Raw genomic sequence first — 15,709 nt, forward strand, 5'->3', positions numbered from 1 at the left:
TCCGTTTCTGGATCGAGCCGCCAGGATTACCTCACCCGCTCGCGACACTGCACAAGCACGCGGTCGTTGCGCGCCTCTTCGATTCGATATCCTTAGTAATTACATGAACCGGAAGGCTGGCTCTCGGCGCATGATCTCCGACGCCCGCGTTGCGCGCTCGCAACGCCGCCGCCTTTCGTTGCGCGCGCAGGAATTGTCAGGCGCTCCGACCCGCCGGCCCAACCCGTGCGCCCAACTGTCAAACCGGCCGCGAAGCCGCGCCAGCCCGTCATCTGCGCGCTTTACGCAACGGGCATAAACACGTGCATTCATAGGGCGCGATCCACGGCTCTCCGCTAAACTCCACCACACATTGACGCCGTTTCGAGATAACGCCTGGCGGCACCACGCCGCCAATATCCATGGCTGCTGTCTTTGCAAGATAAAGACAGCCACTGCGAAGAAAACAAAGGGCTGTTGCGATGCGACTCTCCGTTCAAGTTGGGCTGGGCGCGCTCGTCGCCGGATTGCTGCTGGGGGCGAGCCTTTTCGCGGTGGACAAATCGGCTGTCGCCGCTACGCAGACGACCAGGGCGGCCGCGGGAGGAGCAAGCGACGTTCCCGCCTCTGTTCCCGCCGCAGCGCCAGTTACGGCCTCCGCTGCGGCCGCTGCTTCGGCCGCCGTGACGGGGCCCGTTGTCATCCAGACAGCACCGGGCTCCGTCATTCCCGAGCCTGCCACGTCGAACCCGCTCGGGCAGCCGCGCACGCGCACGTTCACGTTGCGCCAGATGGGTGCGTACGGGCCGATCCCGCTGCGCGGCCTCGATCCCACCGGCGGCATGAATGTAGACGTGCGCACCGACGAAGTCGTGACCAGCGCGAAGCTCAAGCTCGTCTACACCTACTCGCCCTCGCTGATCTTTTCGCTTTCGCATCTCAGGGTGTTTGTGAACGGTGAAGTCGTCGCGACGATTCCGCTCGTGAAGGAGACGGCCGGGCAGCTCGTGACGAGCGAGATCGATCTCGACCCGCGCCTTTTCACCGACTACAACCGCATCACCGTGCAGATGATCGCGCACTACACGCTCGATCATTGCGAGGATCCCTATCATTCGAGCCTCTGGGCGGATATCAGTCCCGACACGTCGCTCACGCTCAACACGGCGGGCATCGTTCTGCCCGACAACCTCGGGCTCTTGCCTGTGCCGTTCTTCGACCGCCACGACAACCGCCTCGTGCGCGTGCCGTTCGTGCTCGCCGCCAACGCCGGCGTGCCCGTGCTGCACGCGGCGGGCGTCGTTTCGTCATGGCTTGGCGCGCTCGCGAGCTATCGCGGCTCGCGCTTCACGGTCTCGCGCACCGTACCGCCCGACGCCAACGCCATCGCGCTCGTGCTGCCGGACCAGGTGCCCGAGGGGCTGAACCTGCCGGAGATCAAGGGCCCCACGGTCTCGGTCATGGCGAACCCGGCCGCCGATCCGCAGTCGGGCCGCAAGCTGCTCGTGCTCGCGGGGCGCACGCCCGAGGAACTGCTGAACGCCGCCTATGCGGTCGCGCTCGGCCAGGCCGGCATGGCCGGCAACAGCGTGATGGTGAAGTCGATCGATCTCGGCCCGGCGCGCAAGCCCTACGACGCGCCGAACTGGGTGCCCACCGACCGCCCCGTGCTGTTCCGCGAGCTGGTGACGGACCCGCAGCAGCTGCAGGTGTCGGGCTACAACCCGCCCGCGATCCGCGTGAATCTGCGCGTGCCCGCCGACCTCTATGCGTGGGCGCGGGGCAACGTGCCGCTCGACATCCGCTATCGCTACACGGCGCCTTCCGCGTGGAACGACTCGGTGCTCAACGTGAGCATCAACGATCAGCTCGTGCGCTCGCAACGGCTGCGGCCCGTCACGCGCGCCTCCGACGAAGCGCGCATCAACGTGCCGCTGCTTTCAGGCTCGGACACGCGCGCCGCCACCAGCCTGGAGATCCCCGCATTCCGCGTGGGCAGCGACAACCAGTTCCAGTTCCAGTTTCATATCGATTCGCAGAAGACGGGGCTGTGCACCTCCACCGCCAACGATGTCGCGCGCGCGGCCGTCGATCCCGACTCGATTATCGACTTCAGTGGCTTCGCGCACTACACGGCGCTGCCCAACCTCGCCTACTTCGCGAACAGCGGCTATCCGTTCACGCGCATGGCCGACCTCTCCGACACGGCCCTCGTGATTCCGGACCGGCCCGACACGAAGGATCAGGAAGCGGTGCTCACGCTGCTCGGCCACATGGGCCAGTGGACGGGCCTGCCCTCGCTGCGCCTGACGATCGTGCCCGCCAGCCAGGTAGATAGCGTGCGCGACAGCAACCTGCTCGTGATCGGTTCGGGCTCGGGCGCGCAACTGCTCGAGAAGTGGGGCAATGACCTGCCGCTTCTCATCGAGCGCGGCAAGACCGAGGTGACCACGCGCGACCAGCGCAGCGGCTGGCCCGGCTGGCTTGGCGGCACCGAGGACGAGGACCCGACGCCTCCGGGCCGCTCGATCGTCACGCTCGGCGGACCGATGGCGGCGCTGATCGGCTTCGAGTCGCCGCTCAGGTCGGGCAGGAGCGTGGTGGCGCTCGCCGCCACTTCGTCGGCGCAGCTCGGCGACGTGCTCGACGCGCTCCAGGACGGCGGCAAGATCTCGCAGATGCACGGCGATCTCACGCTCGTGCGCGAAGGCCAGGTGGAGGGCCTGCGCGTGGGCAATCGCTATTTCGTCGGCGATCTGCCGTGGTATGCGCGCGCCTGGGTGTTTATCTCGCGCTACCCGGCGCTGATGGCGCTCGCGGGCATTCTGGCCGGTCTGATCGTTGCGCTCACCGTGTTCTGGGCGCTCGGCCGCATGGCCTCCCGCCGCTCCGGGACCTGACGATGCGCCCGGGTTTGGCTACGCTCGCGCCCGCTCTGGCGCCACGGCTTGCGCCCCGGCTCATGCGCTGGCTCGCGGCAGGCGCGTTTGCCTGCGCGCCGCTCGTGCCGCTCGCAACATTGGCGCTGCTGATGCCGGCTGCGACGGCGCACGCGGCCGCGCCGGCCGCAAACGCCAGCGCCAGCGCTGCAAAATCCGCCAGCCCCGCGGCCTGCGCCTGGCCCGCGTGGAACGCGTTTCGCAGCACGCTGCTGAGCGCCGATGGCCGCGTGATCGACGCGAGCACGCCGCGCCAGGTGACCGTTTCCGAAGGACAGTCCTACGCGCTCTTTTTCGCGCTGGTCGCGAACGACCGCGCGAGCTTCGACAAGGTCCTCACGTGGACCGAAAACAATCTCGCCCAGGGCGACCTCGCCACGCATCTGCCCGCATGGATCTGGGGGAGGCGCGACATCGGCGAGGACGGCAAGCCGGTTGCGGCGTCCACAGCCTCGGGCGCCGCGCATGCCGGCGAACCGCAGTGGGGCGTGATCGACAGCAACCCCGCCAGCGACGCCGACCTCTGGATCGCCTACACGCTGCTCGAAGCCGGACGCCTCTGGAACGAGCGCCGCTACACTGCGCTCGGCACGGTGATGGCCCGCAACATCGTGCGCGAGGAAACCGCCGTGCTGCCGGGTCTTGGCCGCACGGTGCTGCCGGGACCCGTGGGCTTTACGATCGGCAAGGACGGCTGGCGCCTGAACCCGAGCTACGTGCCGCTCCAGGTCATGCGGCGCTTCATGCTCGCGCTGCCGGAGGCGGGCGAATGGAAGGCGTTGCTCGCCTCGTCGGCGAGACTCGTCAACGAGACCGCACCCAAGGGCTACTCGCCCGACTGGGTCGAATATCACGCGAAAGGCGGCTTTGCCCCCGACGCGCAAACGCACGCCGAAAGCGCCTACAACGCGATCCGCGTGTATCTGTGGGCCGGTATGCTCGCGGGCGACGACCCACTGCGCGCCAGCACGCTCGCCACCTTCAAGCCGCTCGCGGACTTCGTCGGCGCGCATGGTTTTCCGCCCGAGCGCGTCGACACGACCACGGGCACACCGGGGCCCAACGAGGGCAACGGCGGGTTTTCCGCCGCGGTCGCGCCGTATCTGGCTGCGCTCGGCCGCAGCGATCTCGCGAACGCCCAGGTCGAGCGCAGCCGCACGCTCGCGCAGAAGTCGCCGCCTGGCTACTATAGCAGCGTGCTGATGTTGTTCGGGCTCGGCTACCTCGACGGGCTCTACCATTTCGACGCGCAAGGCCGCGTTGCCCCCGCATGGACGAGCGCATGCCCCACGCCGCGCTGAACGCCCTGGCATCTGCCCGCCGCGCCGCCCATGTGCGCAGCGCGCGCCGTGAGGCGCGGCGCGCGGCTGCGCACGCCTTGCGAGGCGAGGCGGTTTCACGCATGCCGCGGCAACGCTTGTTGCCGAACATCGCACCGTATTTCGTACCCAAACTCGTACCCAAACTCGCACCGAAACTCGCGCCGATCGTCGCGCTGCTGTTCGCGGCCTCGCCGTATCTGGCCTCCGCGCAGACAGGCCCGCAGCCGGCGGCCAACGCCGCCACGCCCGCCGCCCAGGCCGCGCAGCTGCTCTCGGCCGCGCGCATGTGGGAAGGCAAGAATCGTCCCGATATCGCACGCGGGCTCGTGCAAAAAGCGCTGCTGTTCGACCCGCAGCAGCCCGAGGCACTCGCGTTGCTCGGCGAAATCGAGCTGCGTTCGAATCGCCCGGCCGAAGCCGCAAAAATCCTCGCGCAGCTCAAGAAGATCGCGCCCAGTGCGAGCGCAACGAAAGAGCTCGACGACGCCTACCGCGTCGCCACGAGCGGCAAGATGGAGATGGCGCAGATCCGCCTGCTCTCGGCCGCCGGCAAGAGCGAGGAAGCCTCGGCGCGCCTGCTCAAGCTGTTTCCGAACGGCGCACCCGCGGGCGATCTCGCGGGCGACTACTACCGCATCCTGGCCGGCACGAGCGCGGGCCGCGCGCAGGCGATCAGCGAATTGCGCACGCGCGTGAAGCAGAATCCGAACGATCCACGCCTCGCGCTGATCCTCGGCGACCTGCTCACCGACCGCGCCGATACGCGCATGGAAGGCCTCAACCTGATCTATCACGTGTACCAGCGCCAGGACAGCAACCGCGCGTTCGCGCTCGAGCTGTGGCGCCGCGCGCTCGCGAGCGCCGGGCACGACGATCCCGCCTATTACGTGTGGTATCTGCGCTATCTGCAGGAAGTGCCCGACGACGCCGACGCGAAGCAGACCGTCGCCGAACTCGGCAAGAAGCTCGGCGCGAAGGGCCAGGCGCAGGCGCAAGCCCTGGCGCAGAACCCATCGGCCGTCATCAGCGCGCCGCCGGCCGCCGCCGCAGGCAACGCAAAAGCGTCCACCCAGGCGCGTGCACGCCCCCGTCCCGGCCCCGGCGCCGCCGATCGCGCGCGCGGCCTTGCGCAACTCGATCGCGGCGATCTCAAGGACGCCGAAACCTCGTTGCAAAATGCGCAGCGCGCGAACCCCAACGACGGCGAAACGATCGGCGCCCTCGGTCTCGTGCGGCTCCGCGAAGGCCGTCACGACGAAGCGCGCGAGCTGTTCGCGCGCGCCCTCAAGCTCGACCCCGACAACGCCGGCAAGTGGCGCAGCCTCGAAAAGACGGCCACCATCTGGGGCACCATTGCGAAGGCGCGCGAGGCGAATTCGCAGGGCAAACCGGAAGAGGCCGAAACGCTCGCGCGCGAGGCGCTCAAGCTCGATCCGGGCAACACGACCGCCAGCGATATCCTCGGCAACGCGCTCATCGCGCAGAAGAAGTGGCCCGAGGCCGAAGCCGTGCTGCGTCCGCTCGTAGACGCGCCGAAGCCCGACATGGACGCGCTGCGCGGTCTCGTGACGGTGCTGCGCGAAACAGGTCGCGAAAGCGAGATCGAGCCGCTCATCGCCGCCACGACGCCACGCGTGAGCGGTTCGAGCGCGGAGCAAAAACAGCTGCATGCCGAACTGCTGTCGATCCAGGCCGACCAGTTGCTCGCCGATAACCGCAAGAGCCCGGCCATCGCGAAACTCGAAGAGGCCGTGCGCCTCACGCCCGACGACGCCTGGACGCGCTTCAGGCTCGCGCGCCAATATCGCGATCTGGGCCTGCCCGCACTGGGGCGCCAGGTCATGGAAGACGGCCTGAAGGTCTCGCAGGCGCCCGACATGCGCTACGCCACAGCGCTCTATCTGAATTCCGTGGACGACGTCGATGCGGCCGCCGCGCAACTCGACGCCGTGCCCGAAGCACAGCGCAGCGAAGGCATGCGCGAGCTGATGGGCAATCTCGCCGCGCAGAAGAAAATCGCGCAGGCCCGCCAGCTCATCGCGCAGGGCAAGGAAGACGAGGCGCGCGCGCTGCTCGATTCCGCCGCCGCCGACGCGAACGCGGCCAACGACCCGCAGATGCTCGCCACGGTCGGGCGCGAGTGGATCGCGATCGGCGAGCCGGACCGGGGCCTGAAGCTGGTGCAGGACTGGCTCGCGACGCACCCCGACGACCCGGCGGCGAACGGCGCGCGCGTGCGCTACGGCGAGCTGCTCGCGGCGGCCGACCGCGACGACGCGTGGGCGAACTGGATCGACGCGACGCGCGATCAGCCTGGCCTCATCGACGAACAGAAGGCCAGCCTCGACGACCAGGAGCTGCGCCTCGTCGCGCGCGAAACCGACCGTCGGATCGAGGCGGGCGACTTGACGGGCGCCCGCCATACGCTCGACGCCGTGCCCGACCGCCTCAAGACGACCAAGCGCTGGCTGCTCGAAGACGTCGATCTGCGCGAAGCGAAGGGCGACTACAAGGGCGCAATGGCCTCCGCGCAGAAGGTGCTCGTGACGCAACCCGACGACGCCGATGCACGTCTCGCCGTTGCGCGTATGCTGGAGCGCATGGGCCGAGACCGGGAGGCCGCCGACATGGTGCGCGCAGTGCTGGCCGACACCGCGGAGAACGACATCGACACGCGCCTCGCCGTGGCACGGCGCTTCACCGCGCTCGGACTCAACGACGAGGCGTCCGCCGTGGTCGATCCGTTGCGCGAGCAGTATCCGGACAACCCGGACATTACGATCCAGGCGGGGCGCGTTGCGCAGGCGCGCGGCAACTACAACGAAGCCGCGAGCCTTTATCGCACCTCGCGCACGCAGGAAGTGGCCGAAGGCACGCAGCCCGACGCCGACGGCACGACGTCGGCCGGCCGCGCGCTGCAGGGCCTGGAAGACCGCAAGCAGGGGCAGGTCGCGACCGGCTGGTATCAGTCGAACCTCTCGGGCGACCCCGGCATTTCCGAGCTGCACGCCACCGAAGTCCCGCTATACGTTCGCATTCCTGATGGCTATACGGGCCACTACTTCTTCCACGCCGATACGGTCTATCTGAACGCGGGCACGCTGCCCGGCAACGACCTCGACATCGCCTACAAGTACGGCAAGATCGCCGCGCTCGGCAACGCCGGGCTCGGATCCGTCAACGAGACCGCGACCGGCGTCGCGCTCGCGGCGGGCTACGAGTTCAGCGGTGCGAACAACAGCTGGCGCGCCGACATCGGCAGCACGCCGGTGGGCTTCCCGATCACGAGCGTGCTGGGCGGCATTCAGTACCGCCACGACTTCCCGAGCGGTTCGTCGCTTTCGCTCGACGTCTCGCGCCGCCCTGTGACCGCCAGCCTCGTTTCCTATGCGGGCGGCATCGATCCGGTCACGGGCGAGAAGTGGGGCGGCGTGGTGCGCAACGGCTTCACCGTGCGCGGCGCGCAGGATTTCGGGCCCGGCACGATCTTCACGAGCATCGGCTTCGGGCTGCTGACCGGCACCAACGTGGAGACCAACCAGGAGTTCAAGGTTCGCAGCGGCTACGACTGGTCGGTGTTCAAGCGGCCCGACCAGATCGTGTCGAGCGGCCTCACGCTCAACTACTGGAAGTACTCGAAGAACGAACACAACTACACGTTCGGTAACGGCGGCTACTACAGTCCGCAAAGCTATTTTTCGGTCAGCATTCCGCTCGACTGGACCGGCCGCTACAAGAAGCTTTCCTGGGAGATCGACGGATCGGTGGGCATGTCGTTCACCAACGAGAACGAGTCGCCGTTCTACCCGACGCGGCCAGGTCTGCAGGCCCAGGCGCTCGCGTTCATGAGCGCCAACGACCTCGGTTCGCCGTTCTTTGGCGGCGGCTCGGGCGGCGGCTTCAGCTATACGGTCGAAGCGGCGGCCGAATATCGCGTGACGGAGCACTTCGTGGTGGGCGGCCGCTTCCGGCTCGACCGTTCGCGCGACTACGCGCCGAACGTAGGGGTGCTTTACCTGCGCTACTTCTTCTCGCCGCAGAAGGGGCCGGTGCCGTTCCCGCCGCGGCCGGTCGTCCCTTATTCGGCCTACTGACATGGCCACGAAGCGAGCGCGCATGACGACGATGAAATCCGCGACGATGAAATCCGCGAGACGAGCAATACGATGAACGATCCCGCCACCCTCTCCGCTGCACCCGCCGGCGCCGGCCGCGATACGCGCCGCTCGCTGTTCTCGCGGCTCGCGCGCCGCGAGCCACTCGCGATCGACGGCCTGCCGGCCTCGCTCGCTTCGCTCGGCGCGGGCCAGGTGCACGTGGTCTACGCGAGCACCTCGCCGGCGCGCGACGCGCTGTTCTGGCAAACCGCCGCTGCCGCGCTCACGGGTCCCGCCACCGTCCTTTCCACGCGTGACGGCGCGAGTCTCGCGGCCGCGCTGCGCGATCATGGCGTCGATCTCGACAGGAGCGGTTCGACGCATGCGTGGGCAAACGTATGCGCACTGCGCCCGCTGCCGGAGCGCGACGGCGCGCAGGTGCTGATCGAAGCGCTCAACGCGCTCGCCGAGCAGTGCGCCGCGCCCGAAAGCCAGTTCTTCATCGAAGGCGCGGAGGCGTTCTTCAACTGGCAGGACCCCGCCGCGCTTGCAGCGCAGGGCGCGCAGCTCGCGGGCTGGTGCGCACAGCATCGTTACGGTGTGCTGATGGTGGCAGCGCCGCCCGGCCTCGGCGACGACCAGGAGCATCCCGAACTCGCCGCCTTCCAGGCGCGCTTCGCGGGCGCCGCGCAATTGCACCAGGTGCAGGGGCAGTATCACTGGGAAGTCGCGTTCTGGCGCGCGGGCGATGCCGTGCACGGCAGCCAGAGCGTACCGCTGCGCTTTTCCGCCGCCGATCACCGGCTCACGGTTTCCGGCGGCACCTTCGAAACCGAGATCGGCGAGGCGGGCCTGCTCGCGCCCGACGAAGGCCGCGTGATCGTCTCGCGTGACGCGATGTTGCACGAGCGCGTCCTGCCGCCCGCCTGGCAGATCGTCGATAACAACGAGGCCGCGGTGGCCGCCGCGCGCACCTCGGTCGCGGCCACGGTGATCCTCGATTTCAGCGTCAACCGCGACCTCGAAATGCTCGCGGAGCAGGTGCACACGCTGCGCCTGCAGTGCGGCGAAGCGCTCAAGATCATCGTGCGCGAGGACGCCGTGGCCATGCGCTACGAGTCGCTCATGCTCAATCTCGGCGCGAACCGCGTGATCGCGCGGCAGACGCCGCTCGCGCAGGTCGAGGCCATCGTCGACAGTCTGCAGGGCCAGGTGTATTCGCGGCCCATGCCCGCCGATTACCGTGCGGCGCTCGCCGCCGTGGTGCATGGCGAGGAGAGCGGCTACGTGGGCGCTGCGCACTTCGTCGAACTCGTGAGCGCAGCGGTGGAGCGCAGCCGCGTGATCCAGCTGCCGAGCGTGCTGATTCGCCTCGCGCTGATGCCGGAAGTCGCGCACGTGGATGCGCTCAAGGCGTGCCATCTGCGCCGCGCGGGCGACATCGTGACGGCGAGCGGCGACAGCCTCTACGTGTTCTTCTTCGCCTGCCGCCTGAGCGACGCCGACGCCGTGTGCCAGCGCGTGTTCCAGCGGCCGCTCGCCGAACTGTTCCAGGGCGAGGAGCGCTACGGCGACGGCCGCGCGATCACGGAGGCGCTGACCACGCTCGGCGACGAAATCGACACCACGCCGCCGCCCGACTATTCGGGCTGGCTCGCGATCAACGAAGGGCAGCCCGCCGCGCCCGCGGCCGTCTCGGTGCAGGCCAACGGCCAGACCGTGCCGCCAGCGGCGGCTTCCGCGATTGCACCGGGCGCAGCGACGGCAGCCACGACGGAAACCGCAGTGCCGGAACCCGCAGTGCCCGTCAACATCGCTCCCATAAACGGCGACCTGTTGCCCGCGCTCGACGCCGCCGCGCGCACCGACAACGCGAAACCGCGCGCCGCGCCGCAGCGCGCGCCGCTGCCGCTCAAAGCATAGGAGAGCGACATGAACATCTTCCTCGGTTACTTCGTCTGGGGCTTGATACTGGCCGTGCCGCTTTACTGGATCGGCTGGCGCCTGCGTCTCGCGCGCTTCGTGCCCATGTGGCTGCGCCCCGCGCGCTCGCGCCCGCTCCAGCTCCCGCCACAGGTCGACGCCCTGCTGATTCGCGGCCAGCGCCGCTTCAGCCAGACGGGGCCGCGCCGATGAAGACCATCGCCATCGTCACCAGCGTGGGCGGTGCGGGCCGCACCACCCTCACCGCCGCGCTCGCCGGTCTGCTGGCGGCGCGCGAACACGTTGCGCTCGCCGCGGAATGCGACCCGCACAACGTGCTGGCACTCCATTTCGGGCTGCGCGAGAGCGCGCGCGAAGGGCTCGTCACGCATCTGGCGGGCGGCCCCGGCGCCGACGACGCCTGGTCGCGCGCCGCGCTGCAAAGCGACGACGGCGTGTTCGTGCTGCCGTGGGGCAGCCTCGCGGACGGCCATGCATCCGACGACCCGCGCGACGACGACGCCAGCGCGCTGCTCGACGCGCGCCCCGGCTGGCTGCGCGAACTGCTCGCCCGCGTGGACCTGCCGGCGCAAACGATCGCGCTCGTCGACGCGGGCACGTGGCCCTCGGCGCACGCGCGCCAGGCGATCGATGCCGCCGACCTCGTGCTCGGCGTCCTCACGCCCTGCGCGACCGCCTGCGCGACGCTGCCGCGCCTGATCGCCGCGCTCGTGCGCGCACAGAAGCGCAGCGTGTTCGTCGCCAATGCGGTCGTGCCCGCGCGCCAGTTGCACATGGACGTCGTTTCACTGCTGCGCGCGCGCCTCGGCGCCGCCATGCTGCCATCTCTCGTGCATGCCGACACCGGTGTGCCCGCGGCGAGCGCGCCCAGCTCGCAGGCCGCGCACGACCTTCACGGCATCGCTTCGTGGCTCTCGCACTGGAGCACGGGGGCGAGCCTCGACGCACCCGACGAACTGCTCGCGCAACACGTTGCGCGCGGGAGCACGCCATGATCCGCGAGCGCATCGTCGGCCTGTGGACGGCGTTCTGGGTGGCACTGCGCCACCTGAGCGCGCCCGAGCTCAATCTCGCGCCCGACGCGCCGGGTGGCCAGTGGCTGCTGCGCGCCTTCTTCCGGCCGCCGCGCCCAGGCCGGCGCGACGTGCCCGCGCTCGCCTTCGCACGGCTCGGCAAGGACATCGGCCAGCGGCTGAACATGGGCCGCGACCGCAGCGCCGGCGCCTGGCTCCTGCGCATCTTCCTGCGCCCGCGGCGCGCGCGGCAGCGTCTCGCCGCCGATCTGCGCAAGCTTCACAAGGCGCCGCAAGGCCATCATCGCTTCGCGCTGCGCGCGTGGCTCGACAGGCGGCTCGAACCCATCTATCGCCGCGCCGCGCGCGCGAGCGCGGCAGTCGGCGCCCGCCTGCCCGACGTGCCGTGGGAAGGCATCGAGCAGCAACTCGAAAAACTTTCGGCGGCGCTCGACAGCGTGCCCTATCTGCGCCAGGGCTTCCTGTGGCTCGCGTTCATCGCGGCGATCGCCGTGTGCACGACGCCACTGCCGTTCGCCGGCCAGGTGCTGCTGTTCCTGCTCGTGTACGTCGTGGTGATGATCGCGCGCCGCCTGCCGGGGCGCCTCGCCACCATGCTCATGGTGATGCTCTCGATCCTCATGACGGGGCGCTACGTCTGGTGGCGCAGCACGCAAACGCTGCATCTTTCGAGCCCCGCCGAGGCCATCGTCGGCTACATCCTCTATGCGGCCGAGCTCTACACGTGGATCGTGCTGATCTTCGGCTACGTGCAGACCGCCTGGCCGCTGCGCCGCAAGCCGCAGCCGCTGCCCGACGACCCCGCCGACTGGCCGACCGTCGACCTCTACATTCCGACCTACAACGAGCCGCTTTCGGTGGTGCGGCCAACCGTGTTCGCGGCAAGCTCGATCGACTGGCCGCGCGATAAGCTGCGCGTCTACATTCTCGACGACGGCGACCGCGACGAATTCCGCGACTTCGCGCGCGAGGCGGGCGTGGGCTACCTGCGCCGCGACGAGCACACGCATGCGAAGGCCGGCAACATCAATCACGCGATGCCGCTCACGCAGGGCGAGTACATCGCGATTTTCGATTGCGACCACATCCCCACGCGCTCCTTCCTGCAAACGACCATAGGCGTCTTTCTCGCCGATAAAAAATGCGCGATGGTGCAGACACCGCACCACTTCTTCTCGCCCGATCCGTTCGAGCGCAACTTCGACACGTTCCACCGCGTGCCCAACGAAGGCAGCCTGTTCTACGGGCTGATCCAGGACGGCAACGACTTCTGGGACGCCACGTTCTTCTGCGGCTCGTGCGCGGTCATCAAGCGCTCGGCGCTCGAGCACATTGGCGGCATCGCCACCGAGACCGTGACCGAGGACGCCCACACTTCGCTGCGCCTGCATCGACACGGCTATACGTCGGCCTACCTGCGTACCGTGCAGGCGGCGGGCCTCGCCACCGACAGCCTCGCCGACCACATCGGTCAGCGCATCCGCTGGGCCCGCGGCATGACGCAGATCTTCCGCGTCGACAATCCGTGGATCGGCAAGGGGCTCTCGTTCTTCCAGCGCATGTGCTACAGCAACGCCATGCTGCACTTCTTTTACGGCTTCCCGCGGCTCATCTTCCTCGTGATGCCCGGCGCGTACCTGTATTTCGGACTGCACGTGATCAACACGCCCGCGCCCGTGATCCTCGCCTACGTGGTGCCGTATCTGGTGATTGCCGCGATTGCCAACTCGCGCATCCAGGGACGCTACCGGCACTCGTTCTGGGCCGAAGCCTACGAGTCCGTGCTCGCGTGGTACATCGTGCTGCCCACCACCATGGCGCTCATCAATCCGAAGCTCGGCAAGTTCAACGTGACCTCGAAGGGCGGCCATATCGAGCACGAGTATCTCGACTGGACGATTTCGAAGCCCTACCTCGTGCTGCTCGCGATCAATGTGTGCTCTGTGCTCGCCGGCATCGGCCGCCTCACGATCTGGCGGTCCGAGGAGCCCGCCACCGTGTTCATGAACCTCTTCTGGGCCGGCGTGAATCTCACCATTCTCGGGCTCGCGCTCGGCGTGGCCAAAGAAGCGAAGCAGGTGCGCGTGGCGCACCGCATTCCGCTGCGCGTGCCCGCCATGCTCACGCTGCCCGACGGCCGCACGCTCGCCTGCAAGACCGAGAACTATTCGATGGGCGGCCTCGGCCTCATGCTGCCCGCCGACGCCGTCGCGAAGCTCGAGCCCGGTGAGCGCATCAACGTGACGCTCGCGCGCGGCGTGCTGGAGCACGACTTCCCCGCCGTGGTCGCGCGTCTGGCCGACCGGCGCCTCGGCGTGCGCTTCGTCGGCATGACGATGGAGATGGAGCGCAAGCTCGTGGAATGCACGTTCGGCCGCGCCGATGCGTGGCTCGAATGGGAGGATGTGCCGCCCTCCGACGCGCCGCTGCACGGCCTCATTCAGTTGATCGAGCTGAGCTGGCAAGGCTACATGCGCCTCATCGACGCGTTCTTCGACGCGCTGGAAAACTTCTTCACGCGACGCCGGGCCGGCCAGGTCCGCCAGCCCTGATAACCGGAACCACCGCTACACCCTGGAACGCGAAACACTATGGGTCTCTGGAATCTCTACTTCCTCGCCAAGCTGTACCTCTACTCGATCGGCACGCTCAAGCCCGAGTGGTGGATGAACTTTGCCTTCGTCATCCTGCTGCTCGTGCCGCTGCACAACCGGTGGCTGCGTACCGCGCGCAATGGGATCGCCGTGATCGTGGGCATCGCCATTGCGTACCACGAGTCCAGCATGCCCGACATCGGCCGGGCGATCTCGCAGATCCCCGTGCTCCTCACCTTCACGCCCTCGTACATGTTCGAGCTCACGCGGCGCGTGATTTCGCTTTCGATGGCCGTGTCGGCCGTGATCGCCGTGCTGCTCTACTTCCTCATCAACCGCTGGGTGCGCGTGACGACGCTCGTGCTGATCGCGCTCGTCGTCATGCCGGTCTGGCAGGGCGTGGGCTCGTTCGTGGCGAATGCGACCGCCAACGCTTCACTCGCCAGCAACGGCGACGAGGACGGCGGCACCGGCAAGAAGCGCGACGAGCAGTCGGGCAGCTACGACCAGCAGCTCGCGGCGTTCCGCGCCAACGAGGAAGGCCGGCACGTGAGTTTCACGCCGCTCACCACCGATGCGAGCGCGCAGTTCGACATCATCATGGTGCACATCTGCTCGCTCTCGTGGAACGACATGGATGTCGTGAAGATGCGCAACAACCCGCTCTTCTCGCGCTTCGACTACATCTTCCAGAACTTCAGCTCGGGTGCCAGCTATAGCGGGCCCGCCGCGATCCGCGTGCTGCGCGCCACCTGCGGGCAGGAGCCGCACAAGGCGCTCTACGACCCCGCGCCTGCCGAGTGCCATCTGTTCGCGCAGCTCGCGCAGGCCGGCTACACGCCGAACGCGCTGCTCAACCACAACGGCCGTTTCGACAATTTCCGCAGCACGGTGATCAGTGAAATCGGCGTGCCGGGCGTGACGATGCCGGCGAACGAAGGCTTCCCGGAGTTCATGAAGGAGTTCGACGGTTCCGCGCTGGCCGACGACTACGATGTGCTTTCGCGCTGGTACAAGCAGCGCATTGCCGCTGGAGGCGGGCCAGTCGCGCTCTACTACAACACGGTCTCGATGCACGACGGCAACCGGCTGCCCGCGCCGAACGACAAGCTCACGAGCCTGCAGTCCTACCCGATTCGCCTGCAGCGGCTGCTCGGAGACGTCGACAAGCTGATCGACCTCGTCGCGCAGTCGGGCCGCAAGGCGGTGATCGTCTTCGTACCCGAACACGGCGCCGCGCTGCAGGGCGAAGAGAACCAGATTGCCGGCATGCGTGAGATCCCCACGCCGAACATCGTCCACGTACCGGTGGGCGTGAAGGTGGTGGGCCTGCCGGCCGGCAGCGAGCACACCGGCGGCGTGACGACGATCGACACGCCCACGAGCTATCTCGCGCTCGCGCAGCTGCTGTCGAATCTCGTGGCGCACAGCCCGTTCGCCACCGGCGCGCCGCCGCTCGCGCAGTATGCGAACAACCTGCCGCAAACGCGCATGGTCGGCGAAAACGAAGGCACGGTGACGATGACGACGCCCACCGGCTATGTGATCCATACGCCGGACGGCGTGTGGGTGGAGGGCAAGTAATGGCGATGCGCTTGTGGGGGTCCGGCCGGCGTTCGCGCAGTGGTCCCGCGCTGCCGAGCGATATCGATGCGCTCGCGCGTCTCGTCGACGGCGTGGACCGCGACCGCTATCTCGACGTTCAAGCCGAGGACGCCTGGCAGACGGCCGCGCAGCGCTGGCCGCTGGTGGCCGCCGTGCTGGAGCTGCCGGTTGAAGGGGAAAAGGGCTGAGTTAGCG

Annotated in this window: 9 protein-coding genes; all 9 read left to right on the forward strand. The window is 68.4% G+C overall.

The annotated features are described in order from the left end of the window. Positions 1 to 461: 461 nt before the first annotated feature. The gene (gene bcsB / locus AB4Y44_RS28125) at positions 462 to 2,879 is read left to right on the forward strand and encodes a cellulose biosynthesis cyclic di-GMP-binding regulatory protein BcsB (RefSeq protein ID WP_368701437.1); all 2,418 of its coding nucleotides are present in this window, start codon (positions 462 to 464) and stop codon (positions 2,877 to 2,879) included. Between the two features lie 131 nt (positions 2,880 to 3,010). Continuing rightward, positions 3,011 to 4,219, forward strand: a complete 1,209-nt coding sequence (gene bcsZ, locus AB4Y44_RS28130) for a cellulose synthase complex periplasmic endoglucanase BcsZ (RefSeq protein ID WP_368701446.1) — start codon at positions 3,011 to 3,013, stop codon at positions 4,217 to 4,219. Beyond that, entirely contained in the window at positions 4,201 to 8,334 is a 4,134-nt protein-coding gene (locus AB4Y44_RS28135) for a cellulose synthase subunit BcsC-related outer membrane protein (protein WP_368701438.1), read from the forward strand. The genes bcsZ and AB4Y44_RS28135 overlap by 19 nt, the downstream gene beginning before the upstream one ends. Positions 8,335 to 8,406: 72 nt before the next feature. Further along, entirely contained in the window at positions 8,407 to 10,260 is a 1,854-nt protein-coding gene (bcsE, locus tag AB4Y44_RS28140) for a cellulose biosynthesis protein BcsE (RefSeq protein ID WP_368701439.1), read from the forward strand. Positions 10,261 to 10,269: 9 nt separating this feature from the next. Beyond that, complete coding sequence (locus AB4Y44_RS28145) at positions 10,270 to 10,473, forward strand: hypothetical protein (RefSeq protein WP_069265761.1); 204 nt, start codon at positions 10,270 to 10,272, stop codon at positions 10,471 to 10,473. After that, positions 10,470 to 11,276: a cellulose biosynthesis protein BcsQ gene (bcsQ, locus tag AB4Y44_RS28150; protein WP_368701440.1), complete on the forward strand. Its 807-nt coding sequence runs from the start codon at positions 10,470 to 10,472 to the stop codon at positions 11,274 to 11,276. The genes AB4Y44_RS28145 and bcsQ overlap by 4 nt, the downstream gene beginning before the upstream one ends. Beyond that, positions 11,273 to 13,867 (forward strand): UDP-forming cellulose synthase catalytic subunit, encoded by a 2,595-nt coding sequence (bcsA, locus tag AB4Y44_RS28155; RefSeq protein WP_368701441.1) that lies wholly within the window; start codon positions 11,273 to 11,275, stop codon positions 13,865 to 13,867. The genes bcsQ and bcsA overlap by 4 nt, the downstream gene beginning before the upstream one ends. A 39-nt stretch (positions 13,868 to 13,906) precedes the next feature. After that, entirely contained in the window at positions 13,907 to 15,493 is a 1,587-nt protein-coding gene (gene bcsG / locus AB4Y44_RS28160) for a cellulose biosynthesis protein BcsG (RefSeq protein WP_368701442.1), read from the forward strand. Between the two features lie 11 nt (positions 15,494 to 15,504). Further along, entirely contained in the window at positions 15,505 to 15,702 is a 198-nt protein-coding gene (gene bcsR, locus AB4Y44_RS28165; protein WP_368701443.1) for a BcsR/BcsP family cellulose biosynthesis protein, read from the forward strand. The last annotated feature ends 7 nt before the right edge of the window (positions 15,703 to 15,709 follow it).

The sequence above is a fragment of the Paraburkholderia sp. BR10937 genome, from assembly GCF_040965695.1.
GTDB lineage: Bacteria > Pseudomonadota > Gammaproteobacteria > Burkholderiales > Burkholderiaceae > Paraburkholderia.

Bases quoted from the DNA above. Each gene is read 5' to 3' on its own strand.
- bcsB (WP_368701437.1), top strand. From the start codon at position 462: ATGCGACTCTCCGTTCAAGTTGGGCTGGGCGCGCTCGTCGCCGGATTG.
- bcsZ (WP_368701446.1), top strand. From the start codon at position 3,011: ATGCCGGCTGCGACGGCGCACGCGGCCGCGCCGGCCGCAAACGCCAGC.
- AB4Y44_RS28135 (WP_368701438.1), top strand. From the start codon at position 4,201: ATGCCCCACGCCGCGCTGAACGCCCTGGCATCTGCCCGCCGCGCCGCC.
- bcsE (WP_368701439.1), top strand. From the start codon at position 8,407: ATGAACGATCCCGCCACCCTCTCCGCTGCACCCGCCGGCGCCGGCCGC.
- AB4Y44_RS28145 (WP_069265761.1), top strand. From the start codon at position 10,270: ATGAACATCTTCCTCGGTTACTTCGTCTGGGGCTTGATACTGGCCGTG.
- bcsQ (WP_368701440.1), top strand. From the start codon at position 10,470: ATGAAGACCATCGCCATCGTCACCAGCGTGGGCGGTGCGGGCCGCACC.
- bcsA (WP_368701441.1), top strand. From the start codon at position 11,273: ATGATCCGCGAGCGCATCGTCGGCCTGTGGACGGCGTTCTGGGTGGCA.
- bcsG (WP_368701442.1), top strand. From the start codon at position 13,907: ATGGGTCTCTGGAATCTCTACTTCCTCGCCAAGCTGTACCTCTACTCG.